Origin of the sequence: Maritalea sp. (assembly GCF_047634455.1) — a bacterium.
Lineage (GTDB): Bacteria > Pseudomonadota > Alphaproteobacteria > Rhizobiales > Devosiaceae > Maritalea.
The window spans coordinates 1-16,840 of the sequence record NZ_JBLIAI010000059.1; the positions used below are offsets into that span (position 1 = coordinate 1).

Below are 16,840 nucleotides of genomic sequence, written 5' to 3' on the forward strand. Positions count from 1 at the left end.
GCTATGCTTGCTTCCCCGGCACCCCCGGCTCTGTTTTCGCGCCGCCGTCGCAAGCTATGCTTGCTTCCCCGGCACCCCCGCCAGTTGGTACCCACCATCGATATTGTGCATGACCCATGCTTCCTTTCGTCTCCCTCCCCCTGGTGGGGAGGGATTAAGGGTGGGGGGCTGTTACGAGTTGATCCCGACTCAAGGCCGGAAATGCCACCAGTGGGCTTGGCACGATATATCAAACAAATCTTGGCCGTCCCGCACTTGATGCGGGACCTAAAGCTGGTCGACGTCAACCAACAGTACTCTTCAGCTCGAGTTGCCAAAGGCCCACTAAAACCCGCTCAAAACGCACACAACGCCAAGCACTACACATTGGCAGCGAAACAAAGCCAAACAACCGCTATTTTCCCATTGTGTTATCACACAAGAGGCTATATACACCGGGGCTTGAAGCGCTGCGTGCACCCCTGGAGGACGTCAGCGCGCGGCCGGGAGATAGTCATCCGGTTCGCACCAACAACTTGGAGATAATCCATGAGCGCTGAGCTTAAGGCTACGGTTCGGGATCGGGTTGGCAAGGGGGCTGCTCGAGCACTGCGTCGCGAAGGTCTTGTTCCTGCCGTCATTTATGGCGACAACAAATCCCCACTATCAATTACAGTCACCTACAAAGATGCAACTAAACGCATCCAACAAGGTGGCTTTCTTTCACAAGTGATCAGCGTTGACGTTGATGGCGAAGAGCACCGCGTAATCCCTCGCGATTACCAGCTTGAGCCTGTGCGCGACTTCCTTGTGCACGTTGATTTCTTGCGCGTGTCGAAAACCTCTATCCTGACTGTTGATGTTCCCGTTCACTTCATAAACGAAGAAGCTTCACCAGGTTTGAAACGTGGCGGCGTGTTGAACGTTGTGCGTCACACTGTTGAGGTGAACGCATCCGAGCAAAATCTTCCAGAATTCTTGGAAGTCGATTTGACCGGTGCTGAAACTGGTGACGCGTTGCACATTTCTGGCGTTAAATTGCCCAAAGGTGTAACACCAACCATTACTGATCGTGACTTCACAATCGCAACGATTGCTGCGCCATCTGGCCTCAAATCTTCTGACAATGAAGAAGGTGATGCTGATATTGATGCCGAAGCTTCAGTTGAAGTTGAAACGATCAAACAAAGCAGCAGCGAAGAATAATTTCTCACAACCTCGTGCTGCGTGAGCAATTTGCGCAGCACCGTGCGAAAGAGCAATGATGCACCTTCTTGTTGGCCTGGGCAATCCGGGTAAGAAATATCAAGCTCACCGACACAATGTTGGTTTTATGGCGGTAGACGCAATTGCGAGCCGCCATAACCTTTCTCCCTACCGCTCCAAATTCAATGCACAATGGGTTGAAGGCACAATTGATGGCGAACGCGTCATTTTGTTAAAGCCACAAACCTTCATGAATGATTCTGGCACCAGTGTTGGGGCGGCGGCAAAGTTTTTCAAGCTGGCTCCTTCCGACATTACTGTTCTTTATGACGAACTGGACCTTGCCCCCGGCAAGATCAAAGTGAAAACTGGCGGCGGCAATGGTGGTCATAACGGCATTCGCTCCATGGAAGCGCATTTGGGCAAAGACTTTCATCGCGTCCGCATTGGCATTGGCCATCCAGGTCACAAAGACCGCGTGCACAACCATGTCCTTAGCGATTTCGCCAAGGCAGACAATGTTTGGCTTGCCCCCCTTTTGGACGCGATTGGCGAAAATGCCGGGCTTTTGGCTTCAGGCCAAGCTTCAAGCTTCATGAACAAAATCGCACTGGCCGTGAACGGTGACGCCCCGAAAGCAAAAGCCGAGAAGCCAGTGCCGAAAAAACAAAGCCCAAAACTGCAAAGTCATGTGCACCAAGCGCGCACCGCAAAAATTACAAAATTGCCCGAGACAGGGCCAATGGCCAACATGCTGAAAAAGCTGTTTGGCAAAGGAGAATAAACGTGGGATTCAAATGCGGCATTGTGGGACTTCCCAACGTTGGTAAATCGACTCTTTTTAACGCGCTGACACGAACAGCGGCGGCACAAGCGGCCAACTTCCCATTTTGCACCATTGAACCCAATGTGGGTGAAGTGAGTGTACCCGACGAGCGCCTAGACAAGATTGCCAAGATCGGTGGCTCGGCCGAAATTATCCCTACACGCCTTAGCTTTGTGGATATTGCGGGCCTTGTAAAAGGCGCGTCGAAGGGCGAAGGGTTGGGCAACCAGTTCCTCGCCAATATCCGCGAGGTCGACGCGATTGCCTATGTGCTGCGCTGTTTTGTGAACCCCGACATTATCCACGTTTCCAACATTATCGATCCTTTGGCCGACGCTGAAATCGTTGAGACCGAATTGATGCTTTCGGACATGGAAAGCCTTGAAAAACGTATCGGTCCGCTAGAAAAGCGCCTGCGCGGACAAGACAAAGACGCAAAACTGACCCTAGAATTGGTCAACCGGGCTTTGGACGTTTTACGCGAAGGCCAACCGGCGCGACACGTTGAGCTTGCTGACGATGAGAAAAAAGCATTCAAAGCGTTGAACCTTCTTACCTCCAAGCCTGCTCTTTACATCTGCAACGTCGACGAAGATTCTGCGGCCAACGGCAATGAAATGACCAAGCAGGTTGAGGAATATGCAAAAGCGCAAAATGCGCGCATGGTGATCATCTCGGCTGAAATCGAGAGCGAATTGAGCCAGCTCGAAGATGATGAACAAAAAGAATATCTCGAAAGCCTAGGGCTAGAAGAAGCTGGCCTAAACCGAATCATTCGTGAAGGCTATAAGCTGTTGAACTTGCAGACTTACTTTACAGTCGGCCCGAAAGAGGCACGCGCTTGGACGGTGGCTGTTGGCACCAAGGCACCAAAAGCTGCCGGGGTTATTCACTCAGATTTTGAACGCGGCTTCATCCGCGCACAAACCATCGCCTATGACGATTTCATCGCATTGGGCGGTGAAAATGCGGCCAAGGAAGCGGGCAAAGCCCGTGACGAAGGCAAAGAATATGTGGTGAAAGACGGCGACATCATGCTGTTCAAGTTCAATACATAATCTGGACTGCACCTTTATCTTGTGAGGCCCTGCCAATATGTTTGGTGGGGCTTTTTTGTCCCATATTCATTTCGCAGTTGCCGTAAACGTCAATATATGTACGATAACGGCAATACGGGCATTCATTGACAAGGCATCAATTCGCATGACCAATCCAATAACCAAAGACCGACGCCATTTCGAAGACCTCAAAGTTGGCGAGGTAATTCAGCTGGGCCAACGAAAACTCTCCAAAGATGATATCATCAGCTTTGCAAAACAGTTTGACCCGCTACCTTTCCATTTGGATGAAGATGTGGCCAAAAAGTCGCTTCTGGGCGGGTTGGCCTCAAGCGGATGGCAAACAGCAGGGTTTAGCCTTCGCATGCTGGTGGATGAGTTCTTGAGCAAAGTTGCAGGCATGGGCGGGCTAGGCTTCAACAATCTCAGGTGGAAACGGCCCCTGATGAAGAACGACACCCTGACGGGGACCATCACCATCGCCTCACTGCGCCGTTCACACTCACACCCAGAAATGGGCATCGTGGTTTTGGATTTCGACATGCGCAATCAAAAAGACCAGCAGGTCATGACCCTGAGCCTGACCAATCTTGTTGAAGTGCGCGACCCGTCCGCGCTGATCAAAGAGGATGCAGCATGACCCTTTGGTTTGAAGATATCGACACTGAAACGGTGTGGCCGCTGGGTGAATACACCTTCACCGAAGAAGAAATCATCCACTTCGCAAAACTCTATGATCCGCAATATTTCCATACCGACCCAGAGGCTGCAAAACACAGCCACTTTGGCGGCCTGATCGCGTCTGGCTGGCACACGGTTTCGGTGGGCCACAAGGTGATGGTTGATTTCATGTATGCCCATGACGATATGCAACGCGCCAACGGGGAAGAACCCGGGGTGTCAGGGCCCTCACCCGGCGTCAGCAAAATGGAATTCAAAGCCCCGGTGCGCTCTGGCGATATTATTCGGTTTGACTTGAGCGTGAAGAACAAGCGCAAATCAAATTCTCTGCCCGGTTGGGGACTGCTGACGAGCATCATTAGCGCCTATAATCAGCAAGATGAGCTGGTCTATCGCTCCGAAATTGCAAGCTTTTCCAAGCTGCGCGATTATAAACCCAAGCTCAAAGAACGAGTTTTGCTGGCCATGGCCGCCATGCCGGTATTGGGCAAACTGTTGCGAAAATAGATGATTTTCCCCCGGTTCTGACCGGGCAAACATCAATGGGAGCTTTTTGCAGACATATAGGAACGCAAAACAGCATTCATACGGGTAAGGTGCCCCTTACCTTCTGATTTAAAGAACTCAAGCACATCTTCGTCAATGCGAAGATGAACCGATTTCTTTGCCACACGCTCAACGATCTCAGCTTCATCCCAAAACCCATCATCAAGTTTTGGCGACAGCTTTTCTGCACTCTTTTTGGCCGGCAGAAGTTCGCCACGTTTCTGCATCGCGCGCAACTCTTCAAGCGTGGCGGTTTTCATATCGCTCTTTGTCATTTCTACCTCCTTTCCATGCGGTGATAAGACGGATCTTACCATTTCTTTCGGTATGAACGACAATGTAAGGTTCACCATCGACCATCCCCAAAGAAATGAATCTTTCTTCTAAATAGTCACCGCGATCATCACGCTTTGTCAGCACTTCATTTTCAAAAATCAGCGCTGCATAGAGCATGTCCACGCCGTGTTTAATAACACTTGTCGCCGCTTGACGTTGTCATACTCGAATTGCATTTTACGTCTCCCCACGACAGTTTAGGTCCTCACAATTAGCTCCGGTCCTTGTAAGTTGTCCAGCTGGGTGGGGTAGTGTGTTGACTATTTTAATACACGTTTGTGTACACAAAGTCAATGAACCCTGTTGCATAAACAGCACTAAACCAACAGCTCATGGTCCGCCATATTGACAGGTCACGCCAATTGCGCGACCTTTCTGGATCACACAAACCACGAGGTGACGCCTAAAATGATCAGCTAAGATTTATCGACGCGACTTTTTTTGTTTTGCGAATAGGTGCTTTGGCACTTGGGCGAACATAGGGGTACGATAAATCTAAGGTTTCATGATCATGTGACGGTTTTATCGTCCCGCGCGTCCCATACATTTCACACTTCTATTGTTATTTCGCGCTTGTTTTGGCGCTCGCAATCCTATGGAGAGCATCATGGATCAAGTTCCAACACCCATCAAACCAACAAAATTTATTTTCGGCGCACGCAAAAGATCGCGCCACCTGATGGAAGGAATTTCTGATGAAAGCCTCATTTACCCATATGAATCCAAAAGCCAACAAAGGCCCAAAGCAACCCAAATTGGGCAAGGGCAACCCTTCACGCTTTGACGGCAAATTGCCGAGAAAACTCAAACCGCAACCGCCAATTCAATCCAATTTGGCAGCGTTCTTGAAAAAGAAGTAAAACAATAAGGGGGCTCGGCGGCAGCCGGGCCCTAGGGTCTGAACTGAATTGAGAAATGATCTGGACAGCAGTTCAATTTTGATCAGATTTAGGCGAAATGAGCCGAATTGACTTGCTGTCAATGAGGGTATTTCAACGACAAACTGGCAAAATTGAATGCTGCCTTTCGGGTTGGGTGCAAAACAGGCTGCTTCAGCGTCGAAAAGCCTCACCGATGTGAAAATCGCTTTCGTTTCTCTCCTCAAATCAGCCTATTTTGCACCCAATCCAGACCTTTTCTCAATTGAGTCCAGACCCTAGCCTTGAATGATCAGCTTTAATCCCGCAAGACCAAAGATCGCAGCGAACACCCCTTGCAGCCAACGGCGCACTTTAAAGTAGCCTTTGATCATTCGATCTGTTGAAAAAAACATCGCATAAGAAAAGTTGATCAGCAGCGACACACAATAGGCACCACCAAATACCACAAAACTCATCCACCATGGCGCACCGGGTTGTAACCCCAGCGTTATGACCGCAGCCCAAGCAAATAGCGCTTTGGGATTGGTCACATGCAGCGCAAAGCCGCCCACATACTGTTTCCACAGCGAATGCCCACCCACATCGCCTTGCTGCGGGTCTTGGCTGGAGGCTGCATTTTTTCCCGCTTTATAGGCCATCCATAACAAATAGACACCACCTACGATCTTGAGCCAATAGAGTACGCCCGCGAATGATGAAATAAACGCCACCATGCCAAACACAGCAAACATCCCCCATAGGAACGAGCCTGAAACTATTCCTGCAGCTTTGGCGATGCCTTGTGGTCGCCCCAAAGACATTGATGCACCCGCAACCGCCAATGTCGCAGGCCCGGGGCTCGCTACGGCGAGAAAGAATACAAAATAGGCAAACGCCAGATTTGGCAGGTGCGCGATAATGATGTCCATATATCATTCCAATTCGAAAAATCAGAACAGCAGACTGGATCGACAAATTGGAACGGTCAAGCGTTCATTGGCGATCAATCACCATCAAATTCTAGCAGAAAATGGGTTTCAACATTCTGCGCCCGGATTTTGTCTGCGCCACCCAAATCTGGCAGGTCAATCACGAAGGCTGAATGTTCAAGCGTTGCACCCGTGCGGCGGATCAAGGTGATGGCAGCGATGGCCGTACCACCAGTGGCGACCAGATCATCCACCAACAACACATTATCACCTTCTTTAACTGCACCCGCATGCATTTCGATGGTATCAACGCCATATTCAAGCGCATAGTTTTGCCCAATGGTCTCACCGGGCAATTTGCCCGCTTTGCGAATGGGGATAAACCCAACGCCCAACTCAATCGCCAGCCCGGCACCAAAAATAAAACCGCGCGCCTCAATGCCCGCCACATGGGTAATGCCCATATCGCGAAATGGGTCCGCCAGTTTTTGTATGCTTTCCTTAAAGCCTTCAGGATGCTCGATCAGCGATGTAATATCGCGGAACATGACCCCAGCTTTTGGGTAATCAGGAATGGTGCGGATAAGAGATTTAAGATCCATGGTTAGCGCCTTTATGGTTTGGCTGCTCGGACGTCTAAAACCACCTCGGTCGCGCCCGCCATCCTCATACCTATCAAGCAATGCATTGTCTTGACCAGATGAGATTAGGACTTTACCCAACTTCTTGACCCAACTTCTTGCGCTACTTATTTGTTTACCTGCCCCCCACCCGCCGGGGCATTGCGTCATCACAACGAGGCCCTGCATCAAGTGCAAGGAAGCCAAAGCGGGGCATTCCCGGCCCCCGAGCCGGGATCTCCTCACAAACACGTTCAACCGCACACCCCCCACCCTTAATCCCTCCCCACAAGGGGGAGGGAGACGAAAGGATGCATGGGTCGTGCACAACATCGATACTGGGCACCAACTGGCGGGCGTGCCGGAGAAGCAAGCGCAGCTTGCGACGGCGGTGCGGAAGACGGCGGGGGGATGGCGTCGTGAATGCCGAGCGGCAGGTCCCGCATCAAGTGCGGGACGGCCAACTTTCTTTGAATTTGTTCGGCCCCACCCACCGGGGCATTCCCGGCGCCCGAGCCGGGTTCTCCTCACAAATACATTCAACCGCACACACCCTCCCTTAATCCCTCCCCTCGAAGGGGGAGGGAGACATTCCTTTTGTGCCGCTAGGTGAGCGCGTCTTTGTTTTGGTCCTGGCTCAGGGCCGGGTCAGCCGAAAACCTATTTGACTTCCCCGGGCAACCAAGTGGCACTCGCCACTCAGCCTGATCATGGATTGACGGGGCATGACGTTTGGGGAGTGAGGCGGCGCAGTGCAAAGACCTATTCTCCCTCCCCCTAGTGGGGAGGGATTAAGGGTGGGGGGCAGTTAAAAGTTGGTCCCTGCCATTTGCACAGATGAAAACAAAAAGGGCCAGCCCAACGGCTGACCCCAAACTTTGCTTCACTTAAAACCCGAAGGCCTAGTGATCAATGTTGCTCCACAAACGACGCTTGACCAGATACATCATGCCCGCCAGCAAGATGAGGAACAATATCACGCGGAAACCAAGTTCCTTGCGTGCTGTCATATCCGGTTCAGCCACCCACATCATGAACGCTGAAATGTCTTTTGCATATTGTTCAGTCGTTTCTGGCGCAGTGCCTTCATAGTCAACAGCCTCATCATACAGTGGAGGTGCCATTGCCAATTTATTGCCTGGGAAGTAGTCGTTGTAATATTGACCATCGCCAAGTTCCACACCATCTGGTGCTTCTTCATGGTAACCAACAAGCAGATTATAGATATAATCTGCACCGCCCTCTTGGTATGCTGTGAAGTAATTGCCAATCCAGTTCGGGAACTTTTGCGGCACGTTGCGCGCTTTCGCCAAAACTGAAAAATCGGGCGGAACAACACCATTGTTCGCATCTTGTGCATCAAGTGGTCGCGCGAAAGGGTTTGGCCAACTGTCAGCTGGAATACCTGACCGTTCACCCTCTTCAACTTCTAGGTCAATAATTGTGTAAGTCGCCGCGAGCGCTTTGACCTGCTCTTCAGAATATTCTGGACCACCCGCTTTGCTCAGCATACGGAAACTGAGCAAATTCGCAGAGTGACAAGAAGAACAAACTTCCTGAAACACCTGGAAACCACGCTGCAATTGCGCCGGATCATATTTGCCGAAAATCCCCGCAAATGACCATTGCTGCAATTCTGCCTCAGGAGCTCCAGCAGTAACTTCCGCAAATGCTGTGCCTGCTGACAATGTGCTCGCCGCAAGAAGGACAGCACTGATGATTTTAGATAAACGTTTCATCATATCTCTCCTATTCTGCAGCCTGTGTGGCGTTCTTTGAAAGAACGCTTTCAGAAATGCTGGCAGGCAGCGGTTTGGTTGTTTCAATATTTGGCAGGAACGGCAAGATCACCAAGAAATAGATGAAATAATACGCAGTGCTCAATTTCGCAAAGAACAAATAAACGCCTTCAGCTGGTTGTGCGCCAAGATATATCAGACCCAGAAAGTTGATCACCCACAGCCAAAAGAACCATTTAAACATGGGGCGGAACGCACCAGAGCGCACTTTGCACCGATCAAGCCATGGCACAAAGAACCACACCACAATCGAGCCAAACATCATGATCACGCCGCCAAGCTTAGCGTCGATCGGACCAACATTGAAGTCAATCGCGCGTAAAATGGCGTAGAACGGTAAGAAATACCATTCAGGCACAATGTGCGCAGGTGTCACCAATGGATTGGCTTGAATGTAGTTATCTGGGTGGCCCAAAATGTCGGGCATGAAGAACACGAACCACGCGAATGGGATCATGATGACCATGAACGCAAACAAATCTTTCATGGTGAGGTACGGATGGAATGGAACCGTGTCCGCTTTTGATTTGATCTCAACGCCTGTTGGGTTGCCGTTACCCGGCACGTGCAATGCCCAGATGTGAAGGGCAACAACCCCAACAATCATAAATGGCAGCAAATAGTGCAATGAGAAGAAACGGTTCAACGTTGGATTATCAACAGCAAAGCCGCCAACAATCAGCGTCCTGATACTATCGCCAACCAATGGGATCGCTGAGAAGAAGTTGGTGATCACGGTTGCGGCCCAGAAGCTCATTTGCCCCCAAGGAAGCACATAGCCCATGAACGCGGTCGCCATCATCAACAAGAAGATGGTTACACCCAAAATCCACAACACTTCACGCGGTGCTTTATACGATCCGTAGTAAAGACCACGGAAAATATGCACATAAACCGCAAAGAAGAAGAACGAAGCACCGTTGGCGTGTGCCGACTGAATGTAACGGCCCCAGTTTACGTCGCGTCGAATAAACTCAATAGAATTGAAGGCTAGATCGACTTGCGGTGTGTAGCTCATCGCAAGCACAACGCCGGTTACGATTTGCAGGACCAAGAAGATCGCCAAGATCGCCCCAAACGTCCACCAATAGTTCAAATTCTTTGGCGATGGAAAATCGACGAAAGAATCATACCCAAGACGGATGATCGGCAAGCGTTCATCCATCCACTTTTCAAAACCAGAATTTGGTTTGTAATTACTTTGATGTGCCATCTAACTGCCCCCTAACCAATCTTGACCAATGTATCGGACAAGAATTCATAGTCCGGAAGCACGAGGTTTAACGGAGCAGGACCCTTGCGGATACGGCCAGCCGTATCATAGTGCGAACCATGGCAAGGACAGAACCAACCATTATAGTCGCCCGCCTCACCTACTGGAATACACCCCAAGTGCGTGCACACGCCAATCATCACCAGCCACTCTTCGCGACCTTCTTTGACGCGCTCAGCATCTGTCGCTGGATCTTTAAGATCTGACAGCGGCACAGCTTTCGCTTCCTCAATTTCTTTTGTTGTCCGGCGACGGACAAAAATAGGCTTACCGCGCCACTTCACAGTGACGTTCTGCCCAACTTCTATGGAAGAGATATCCAGTTCGATTGAAGCCAACGCCAATGTCGAGGCGTCAGGGTTCATTTGATCAACAAGCGGCCATGCTACGGCTGCGGCACCCACCGCGCCAACAGCGCCTGTTGCGAAATAGAGAAAATCTCTTCTGTTCGGTTCTGATTTGCTTTGTGTAGCCAAGGTCTAGATCCCTACCTAAGATCGTTCATCCGCTCCCGTTCTACCATCCATTACTTGGACCGCAGAATCACCCCCATCTGAAACAGATGAAGCGGCATTCGCGTTCTTTTTGCACTCTATATTGCGCTTGTCCAGCCTTTGGCGGCCAAAGTCATAAAAACTGCGACACTATACCCTGGAAATTGTTCCATTTTGCACTATGGCGCCAGCAATTACGCCATCAATTTATGCGATGCGCAGAATTTTTCCTCGACAAGCGAAAACAAAACCCCATTGTTGGCAGTTCATTTTCAAAAAATATAACGAGTTCGCACTGTGACTATTTCACTTGCCCTTTATCAACCCGACATTCCACAAAATGCCGGTACACTAATACGGCTTGGCGCATGCCTTGATTTGCAAGTTCATCTGATCCACCCGACAGGGTTCTTGTTCACACAAAAGTCTTTTCGGCGCGCAGGTATGGATTATCTTGATCAAGTTGATCTGCTCGAACACAAGAGTTTTGATGCTTTCAATGCATGGCGCACCGACGAAAACAAGAGGTTGGCGCTGCTGACCACCAAATCCTCAATTCCCCATACTCAAGCGACCTTCAGCACAAACGATATATTGATGGTTGGCCGTGAAAGCGCGGGCGTTCCCGATGATGTCGCTGAAATTGCGGATCTCAATTTACGCATTCCCATGCGACAAGATACGCGCTCGATCAATGTCGCCATCGCCGCCTCAATTGTGCTAAGCGAAGCATTACGACAAACCAACCACTGGGCAAATCTTTCATGAGCATTGTTGATCTGGAACATAAAAAACAAACAGCCAGCGCTTGGTTCTGCGAGCTGCGCAATCAGATTTGCACCAATTTTGAACAGATTGAAGACGAGCTTGTTGGCATGTTCAGCGATCAGCCAGCCGGACGCTTTGACCGCAAGCCGTGGGACCGCACCGACCAAACCACAGGGCAACCGGGTGGTGGCGGGGAAATGTCGATCATGAAAGGCCGTGTATTCGAAAAAGTTGGGGTACACATCTCAACGGTCCATGGTGAATTTTCCGAAGAATTTGCCCGCTCAATGCCCGGCACCCAAAATTCCCGCGCCTTTTGGGCAAGCGGTATCTCGCTGATCGCTCACATGCAAAACCCCAATGTGCCCGCCGTGCACATGAATACGCGGATGGTGGCAACCGAGGAAACCTGGTTTGGCGGCGGCGGCGATCTAACGCCTGTCCTTGACCGACGTCGCAGCCAAGCAGACCAAGACACAATAGATTTCCATGCCGCCATGAAAGCGGCATGCGACAAACACGATTGCGCCGATTATCAAAAATACAAAGAGTGGTGCGACGAGTATTTTTATCTTCCCCACCGCAAAGAACCGCGCGGCGCGGGCGGCATTTTTTATGATCGCCACGATTCTGGCGATTGGGATGCTGACTTTGCTTTCACCCAGGATGTGGGTCGTCATTTCAAAGACATTTATTGTGAGCTCGTGCGCCGCAATTTCAACGATGAATGGACTGCGGGCGACCGCGAGGAGCAATTGGTGCGCCGTGGCCGCTATGTGGAGTTCAACTTACTCTATGACCGCGGCACCACTTTTGGTCTAAAAACGGGTGGAAACGTTGAGAGTATTTTGTCTTCCATGCCTCCCGAAGTTAAATGGCCATAAAATAAAGTCCAAAAAGATTCTCATCACTGTCGAATTCCGTTTATCCTGATCGACCATAGGGTAGAGGCACCAAATAGTGTGCCTTTTGGGAACAAAACAAAAGGTGAGAAACAATGCAATTCATGGCTCTAATTTATAATGCTGAAGGCTCAGAAGCTTCATATGAAGGCGGCATGGAAAAAATCATGGCTGACTATTGGCAATTTGGCGAGGAAGCCAAAGCGGCTGGCGTGATGGTCACAGGTGACGCCCTTGAAGCGGTATCAACCGCAACGTCTATCCGCGTGCGCAATGGCAAAGCCGATCTAACCGACGGCCCATTTGCAGAAACCAAAGAGCAATTGGGTGGCTACTATTTGCTTGAGTGCAAAGACCTTGATCAAGCGATTGAGTGGGCACAAAAAATCCCAACCGCGAAATATGGCACGATTGAAGTGCGGCCTGTGATGGTTTTCGAGAAATAATTGATTGAACTTGAAACGCATCTGACCCGGGCGCTACGCAAAAGTTCGGGTCGGATATTGGCGAGCTTGATCAAAAGCTTCGGTGATTTCGACAAGGCCGAAGATGCGCTGCAAGACGCGGCGGCTGAGGCGCTGCGCGTTTGGCCGCAAAAAGGCATTCCAGACAACCCGGCGGCTTGGTTGCACACAGCTGCAAAACGCCGTGCCATCGACAAAATCCGCAAAGACACGCGGCATCACTCAAAAGAGACACAGCAAATATTGCTGGACCTTGATGCGAACAAAGAAGACATGGCTGAGACCGACTATGACATTCCCGATGAGCGTTTGCGGCTAATCTTTACCTGCTGTCACCCGGCCTTATCGCCAGAAGCCCAACTTGCCCTGACCTTACGCACGCTTGGTGGGTTAACAGTGCGCGAAATCGCCAGAGCGTTCCTGTCGAGCGAACCGGCAATGCTGCAACGCATAACCCGCGCCAAGAAAAAAATCCGTGACGCGGGCATTCCATACGAAATTCCTAAAGTCGAGCAATTGGCTGAGCGTCGGCAAATTGTGCAAAAAACCATCTATTTGATCTTCAACGAATCCTATTCAGCGTTTGAAGGCCAAACGCTAACGCGAAAGGATTTGGCCAATGAGGCAATTCGATTGGCCGCGCTGCTATTTCGGCTTGATCCGCACCCTGAAACCGGCGGCTTGCTGGCCTTAATGCAGTTCACCAATGCACGACACGCCGCAAGAACAGATGAAAACGGCCAAATGGTGAGTTTGGAGCAACAAAATCGAGGTCTTTGGGATCACGAGACCATTCACCAAGCAAACGAAATGCTGGTCGTGCAGTTCAAGCAAGGAAAATTTGGCCCCTATCAGCTACAAGCCGCAATCAGTGGACTACATTGCCAAGCCACAAGCTGGGCGACGACCGACTGGCAGCAGATTGTTGCCCTCTACCACGCCCTCACCGCATTTGACCCCTCGCCAGTTGTGCAACTCAATGCCACCATGGCTCAGGCCAATTTGGGCAATCCAATTCAGGCACTGAAAGAATTATCGCTGCTAGAGGATGAGCTTGTCGCCTATCAGCCTTTTTATGCAGCGCGTGCCGAAATGCACATCATGCTGAAAGACAAAGACGCGGCGCGCGCAGATTTGGCAAAAGCCATCGCGCTAACCTCAAACAAAGTTGAAATTCAATTTTTGCAGGCGAAACACGACACATTATTGTAGCCCGTAAGAAACCATATTTTAACCATTTGCTAACCATAATGCAGCCTATGAAAGCAATGCTCTATGGCCAGAATCAGCCAATGTGGAAAGCAAATCAGATGTGGCGTTCAGCCCGTCAGAAGTACATAAAACGTGACTTGGAAATCACCCAAATCATGACGCAGTCGATTTTCCAAGGCATGGCCGATTTCAGTTATAATCAAAACGCAATGATTATCCGAGGCGCTTCCAACCGCATCAACAAGCGGGCTTAGGCGTCAGCCAGTAATTGTTCTCGGCTCAATGCAAACCCGCTATCCACCCAAGCCTGTTCAAGTTTATTCAGCTCTACCCCTATTTGTGGGCCTGGCACTTGACCAAGCCCAAGCAAGTCTTGCCCTTTAACGGGAAACTCCGGCGCTTCCCAGGTTTGTGCAACCTTGAGCAGGCGCAAATAACCAGACGATCTCTCCACCGCTTCCAAACTTTCCGTCGATTTTTGCCGCATGTTCGCAAGCGACAGCTGTAATGCGGATAATATCGCTGGTTGGTCGCCCCAATAGATCAAAGCCTTTAGCTCTTGATCGCTCATTTCAGCGGTCAGCCCTTCAGCCATCGCCCATTTTTGCAACTGATCCGCCTCAACATTTGACAAACGCAAGCGTTTTCCAAGTGCTGTCATTTTATCGACCATTGGCGGCAAAATGGACTTCAAGCGCAGGATGGGATCAATTTTCCAACCTAAATCCTGCTCAGCGGTAACCAGCCCATGAATGGCATCGATGCCCCACTTTTCGCCCTCGGGCAAAATAGCAGCCAAGACACCTGTCGTGCGCATCCACAAAAGCGAACGTGAAGGGTCAGGCGCACTAAGTAACTTCTTGAGTTCTTGCCAAATTCGTTCAGGCGACAATTGGTCCAGACCAGACTTAAGCGCCACGGTTGCGCGCAAACCATCAGCCTCGGGTCGACCAGCACCATAAAAGGCAAAAAAACGATAAAACCGTAATATCCGCAAATAGTCTTCTTTGATCCGCTGCTTTGCATCACCGATAAACCGCACTTCACGCTTCAAACAATCATCAAGCCCACCCAACGGGTCAAGCAGCTCCCCGTCCGGCCCCACATATAGCGCATTGAACGTGAAATCTCGACGTTTCGCGTCGTCTTTCCAGTCACCCCCAAACTCAACCACGGCACGCCGCCCATCGGTTTTGATGTCTTTGCGCAGTGATGTAACTTCTATCGCTTCGCCATCAATGACCAGCGTGACGGTGCCATGTTCAATGCCTGTCGGAATGGCTTTGATGTTGGCTTTCGCGGCCCGGTCAATAATCTGGGTTGGCGTGAACTTTGACGCCATATCGACGTCGCCGGTGGGATTACCCAAGATCGTATCGCGCACAACACCGCCAACGGCTTTGGTTTGCCCATTTGCGCCGTCAAGCAGATCAAATACCACTTTAACGCTTGCGCGCTGAAGCCAAGCCGCGTTGCGCAAATTGTCTAAAATCTGATCATTCATGTTCGACTAATTCCTGCACCAAAGCGGTTTCTCTAAACATCCGGGTCATTGAGGCGGTAATGCCCCAGATCGCACGATCTTCATAATCGATCCGCCATGTCTCACGCTGGGCTTCGTCGCCACGGACAAACCGGATTTTTGAATAATGCCGATCTGGCATGAGGTGGGTAAGCGGCACCTCAAAAAAACTTGCCACTTCGTCAGGGTTCGCAATGAATTCGCTCGACGGGCGCACGATCCCCACAACCGGTGTGATCAGATAATTGGTGCCAGACAAGTAGTTCGGCAAATAGCCAATCACGTCCACATCTTTGGGGTGCAGGTCAACTTCCTCATGCGCCTCGCGCAAGGCCGCAACGGTTGGCCCGCCATCTTCCTCATCAATTTTGCCGCCCGGAAAGGCAATTTGCCCCGCATGGGCGCGTAGTTTGGAAGATCGCTCAATATAGAGCACATGACTGCCCGTCTCCCGCTGCACCAGCCCGATCAGAACAGCCGACGGTTTTGGCGGTCGCCCGCTATTGAGCGGGGGTATGCCATCCACCTTGTGGCAGCCCGTGTCATAATCATCTTGTGGTCGATCAAGCAGGCGATTTGCGATCCGATCAATCAGCGCGCGGTCAGGCATAGGCAAATCATTTTCCCCAACCAGTGAACGGAGGCCACCAGTTTTTAGTCGACCCATTTTGAAATGGGACCATTGAGTCTGTGGCCCAGTGTAGCATCTTTTGCGGCGACCAAAACCCGTGCCGGATCAACAGGCGCGGGAAATTCAATTCGTTCAGGCAAAGTCGGCTCAAAGCCCAAAGGGCCATAATATGGGGCGTCCCCGACCAGCAAAACAAATTCACAGGCAAGCACTTCAAATGCTTTGACCACCACTTCGCGCACCAACGCCTTACCCGCACCCAGTTTTCTTTTTGTGGGGTCGGTCGCCAGCGGCCCAAGCAGATAGCCGTTCAGACCCGAAATATTTATCGCCGACATTTTAACGTTCGCCACAGGCTCATTGTTGAGTTCCGCCACAAGGCAAAGATTTTCATCAACCCCAAACCGCTCCCGAATGCGAAAGGCCGCACGTGCAAATCGGCCTGGACCGAAGCAAACATCGTGCAGGTTTTCAATCCATCCTGCGTCCGCAGTAAGTTCACGCCGAATGCTCAACACATATAAATTTTGCGCAAATTCAGGCTGTTGATTGTTCACAATATCAAGGGAGTTCATAGTTTTGCTCAAGCGAAGAGGGACGACAAAAAAAGCACGAAGAAATTATCGTGGTCGTCGGCTCTCTCGTTGTGCAAAAACTTGTGTGTTCATAAAGGTCAATTAGCACTGAGATTTTCGTCTGTCGAGAGAAAAACGATCAAACGATTAACGTTCGCC

20 protein-coding genes are annotated in these 16,840 nt (G+C 50.6%); 10 read left to right on the plus strand and 10 right to left on the minus strand.

Annotated elements, in window-relative coordinates; all coding sequences use genetic code 11:
* The first annotated feature begins 528 nt into the window (after positions 1–528).
* From ACJAZW_RS12600 to ACJAZW_RS12620, 5 genes are all read left to right on the plus strand, one after another.
* Positions 529–1,185: a 50S ribosomal protein L25/general stress protein Ctc gene (locus tag ACJAZW_RS12600; protein WP_415158627.1), complete on the plus strand. Its 657-nt coding sequence runs from the start codon at positions 529–531 to the stop codon at positions 1,183–1,185.
* A 58-nt stretch (positions 1,186–1,243) separates the two neighbouring features.
* On the plus strand, positions 1,244–1,969 hold the full coding sequence (pth, locus tag ACJAZW_RS12605; protein ID WP_415158663.1) for an aminoacyl-tRNA hydrolase: 726 nt from the start codon (positions 1,244–1,246) through the stop codon (positions 1,967–1,969).
* 2 nt (positions 1,970–1,971) lie between these two features.
* The gene (gene ychF / locus ACJAZW_RS12610) at positions 1,972–3,069 is read left to right on the plus strand and encodes a redox-regulated ATPase YchF (RefSeq protein ID WP_415158629.1); all 1,098 of its coding nucleotides are present in this window, start codon (positions 1,972–1,974) and stop codon (positions 3,067–3,069) included.
* A gap of 145 nt (positions 3,070–3,214) precedes the next feature.
* Positions 3,215–3,709, plus strand: a complete 495-nt coding sequence (locus ACJAZW_RS12615; RefSeq protein WP_415158631.1) for a MaoC family dehydratase — start codon at positions 3,215–3,217, stop codon at positions 3,707–3,709.
* A complete protein-coding gene (locus ACJAZW_RS12620; RefSeq protein WP_415158633.1) occupies positions 3,706–4,257 on the plus strand; it encodes a MaoC/PaaZ C-terminal domain-containing protein in 552 nt (183 codons plus the stop codon). The genes ACJAZW_RS12615 and ACJAZW_RS12620 overlap by 4 nt, the downstream gene beginning before the upstream one ends.
* A 32-nt stretch (positions 4,258–4,289) precedes the next feature.
* Here the strand turns inward: ACJAZW_RS12620 and ACJAZW_RS12625 are convergent, their stop codons facing one another.
* Entirely contained in the window at positions 4,290–4,571 is a 282-nt protein-coding gene (locus tag ACJAZW_RS12625; protein WP_415158635.1) for a BrnA antitoxin family protein, read from the minus strand.
* Positions 4,537–4,749 carry a BrnT family toxin gene (locus ACJAZW_RS12630; protein WP_415158637.1) on the minus strand — a complete coding sequence of 71 codons (213 nt, stop codon included), beginning with the start codon at positions 4,747–4,749 and terminating at the stop codon, positions 4,537–4,539. Before ACJAZW_RS12630 ends, ACJAZW_RS12625 begins: the two co-directional genes overlap by 35 nt.
* 578 nt (positions 4,750–5,327) lie before the next feature.
* On the opposite strand from ACJAZW_RS12630, the gene ACJAZW_RS12635 reads away from it, so the two are divergent.
* The gene (locus ACJAZW_RS12635; RefSeq protein ID WP_415158639.1) at positions 5,328–5,492 is read left to right on the plus strand and encodes a hypothetical protein; all 165 of its coding nucleotides are present in this window, start codon (positions 5,328–5,330) and stop codon (positions 5,490–5,492) included.
* A 296-nt stretch (positions 5,493–5,788) separates the two neighbouring features.
* Here ACJAZW_RS12635 and ACJAZW_RS12640 read toward each other — a convergent pair whose 3' ends face one another.
* From ACJAZW_RS12640 to petA, 5 genes are all read right to left on the minus strand, one after another.
* Positions 5,789–6,421 (minus strand): LysE family translocator, encoded by a 633-nt coding sequence (locus tag ACJAZW_RS12640; protein WP_415158641.1) that lies wholly within the window; start codon positions 6,419–6,421, stop codon positions 5,789–5,791.
* A 74-nt stretch (positions 6,422–6,495) separates the two neighbouring features.
* Positions 6,496–7,023, minus strand: coding sequence for an adenine phosphoribosyltransferase (locus ACJAZW_RS12645; RefSeq protein ID WP_415158643.1), 528 nt, complete (start codon positions 7,021–7,023; stop codon positions 6,496–6,498).
* A gap of 920 nt (positions 7,024–7,943) precedes the next feature.
* Positions 7,944–8,783 (minus strand): cytochrome c1, encoded by an 840-nt coding sequence (locus tag ACJAZW_RS12650; RefSeq protein WP_415158645.1) that lies wholly within the window; start codon positions 8,781–8,783, stop codon positions 7,944–7,946.
* A 7-nt stretch (positions 8,784–8,790) separates the two neighbouring features.
* Positions 8,791–10,053 (minus strand): cytochrome b, encoded by a 1,263-nt coding sequence (locus ACJAZW_RS12655; protein ID WP_415158647.1) that lies wholly within the window; start codon positions 10,051–10,053, stop codon positions 8,791–8,793.
* An 11-nt stretch (positions 10,054–10,064) separates the two neighbouring features.
* Complete coding sequence (gene petA / locus ACJAZW_RS12660; RefSeq protein ID WP_415158649.1) at positions 10,065–10,589, minus strand: ubiquinol-cytochrome c reductase iron-sulfur subunit; 525 nt, start codon at positions 10,587–10,589, stop codon at positions 10,065–10,067.
* A 315-nt stretch (positions 10,590–10,904) separates the two neighbouring features.
* On the opposite strand from petA, the gene ACJAZW_RS12665 reads away from it, so the two are divergent.
* The 4 genes from ACJAZW_RS12665 (at position 10,905) to ACJAZW_RS12680 (ending at position 13,953) form a co-directional block, all read left to right on the plus strand.
* Positions 10,905–11,375, plus strand: coding sequence for a tRNA (cytidine(34)-2'-O)-methyltransferase (locus ACJAZW_RS12665; protein ID WP_415158651.1), 471 nt, complete (start codon positions 10,905–10,907; stop codon positions 11,373–11,375).
* Positions 11,372–12,259 (plus strand): oxygen-dependent coproporphyrinogen oxidase, encoded by an 888-nt coding sequence (gene hemF / locus ACJAZW_RS12670; protein WP_415158653.1) that lies wholly within the window; start codon positions 11,372–11,374, stop codon positions 12,257–12,259. The genes ACJAZW_RS12665 and hemF overlap by 4 nt, the downstream gene beginning before the upstream one ends.
* A gap of 113 nt (positions 12,260–12,372) precedes the next feature.
* Positions 12,373–12,723 carry a YciI family protein gene (locus tag ACJAZW_RS12675; RefSeq protein WP_415158655.1) on the plus strand — a complete coding sequence of 117 codons (351 nt, stop codon included), beginning with the start codon at positions 12,373–12,375 and terminating at the stop codon, positions 12,721–12,723.
* Positions 12,724–13,953, plus strand: a complete 1,230-nt coding sequence (locus ACJAZW_RS12680; protein WP_415158657.1) for an RNA polymerase sigma factor — start codon at positions 12,724–12,726, stop codon at positions 13,951–13,953.
* Positions 13,954–14,203: 250 nt separating this feature from the next.
* On the opposite strand, the gene ACJAZW_RS12685 is transcribed toward ACJAZW_RS12680, so the two are convergent.
* The 3 genes from ACJAZW_RS12685 to ACJAZW_RS12695 are packed head-to-tail and all read right to left on the minus strand — an operon-like array spanning position 14,204 to position 16,681.
* Positions 14,204–15,457, minus strand: a complete 1,254-nt coding sequence (locus tag ACJAZW_RS12685) for a CCA tRNA nucleotidyltransferase (protein WP_415158659.1) — start codon at positions 15,455–15,457, stop codon at positions 14,204–14,206.
* Positions 15,450–16,085, minus strand: a complete 636-nt coding sequence (locus ACJAZW_RS12690) for a CoA pyrophosphatase (protein WP_415158665.1) — start codon at positions 16,083–16,085, stop codon at positions 15,450–15,452. The genes ACJAZW_RS12685 and ACJAZW_RS12690 overlap by 8 nt, the downstream gene beginning before the upstream one ends.
* Positions 16,086–16,129: 44 nt before the next feature.
* Positions 16,130–16,681, minus strand: coding sequence for a GNAT family N-acetyltransferase (locus ACJAZW_RS12695; protein ID WP_415158661.1), 552 nt, complete (start codon positions 16,679–16,681; stop codon positions 16,130–16,132).
* Between the last annotated feature and the right edge of the window lie 159 nt (positions 16,682–16,840).

Excerpts from the sequence above, each read along its gene's own strand:
- ACJAZW_RS12695 (WP_415158661.1), bottom strand. The coding sequence starts at position 16,681 with ATGAACTCCCTTGATATTGTGAACAATCAACAGCCTGAATTTGCGCAA.
- ACJAZW_RS12620 (WP_415158633.1), top strand. The coding sequence starts at position 3,706 with ATGACCCTTTGGTTTGAAGATATCGACACTGAAACGGTGTGGCCGCTG.
- ACJAZW_RS12640 (WP_415158641.1), bottom strand. The coding sequence starts at position 6,421 with ATGGACATCATTATCGCGCACCTGCCAAATCTGGCGTTTGCCTATTTT.
- ACJAZW_RS12690 (WP_415158665.1), bottom strand. The coding sequence starts at position 16,085 with ATGCCTGACCGCGCGCTGATTGATCGGATCGCAAATCGCCTGCTTGAT.
- ACJAZW_RS12655 (WP_415158647.1), bottom strand. The coding sequence starts at position 10,053 with ATGGCACATCAAAGTAATTACAAACCAAATTCTGGTTTTGAAAAGTGG.
- ACJAZW_RS12600 (WP_415158627.1), top strand. The coding sequence starts at position 529 with ATGAGCGCTGAGCTTAAGGCTACGGTTCGGGATCGGGTTGGCAAGGGG.
- hemF (WP_415158653.1), top strand. The coding sequence starts at position 11,372 with ATGAGCATTGTTGATCTGGAACATAAAAAACAAACAGCCAGCGCTTGG.
- ACJAZW_RS12650 (WP_415158645.1), bottom strand. The coding sequence starts at position 8,783 with ATGATGAAACGTTTATCTAAAATCATCAGTGCTGTCCTTCTTGCGGCG.
- pth (WP_415158663.1), top strand. The coding sequence starts at position 1,244 with ATGCACCTTCTTGTTGGCCTGGGCAATCCGGGTAAGAAATATCAAGCT.
- ACJAZW_RS12615 (WP_415158631.1), top strand. The coding sequence starts at position 3,215 with ATGACCAATCCAATAACCAAAGACCGACGCCATTTCGAAGACCTCAAA.
- ACJAZW_RS12685 (WP_415158659.1), bottom strand. The coding sequence starts at position 15,457 with ATGAATGATCAGATTTTAGACAATTTGCGCAACGCGGCTTGGCTTCAG.
- ACJAZW_RS12630 (WP_415158637.1), bottom strand. The coding sequence starts at position 4,749 with ATGCTCTATGCAGCGCTGATTTTTGAAAATGAAGTGCTGACAAAGCGT.
- ACJAZW_RS12645 (WP_415158643.1), bottom strand. The coding sequence starts at position 7,023 with ATGGATCTTAAATCTCTTATCCGCACCATTCCTGATTACCCAAAAGCT.
- ACJAZW_RS12675 (WP_415158655.1), top strand. The coding sequence starts at position 12,373 with ATGCAATTCATGGCTCTAATTTATAATGCTGAAGGCTCAGAAGCTTCA.
- ACJAZW_RS12625 (WP_415158635.1), bottom strand. The coding sequence starts at position 4,571 with ATGACAAAGAGCGATATGAAAACCGCCACGCTTGAAGAGTTGCGCGCG.
- ACJAZW_RS12635 (WP_415158639.1), top strand. The coding sequence starts at position 5,328 with ATGAAAGCCTCATTTACCCATATGAATCCAAAAGCCAACAAAGGCCCA.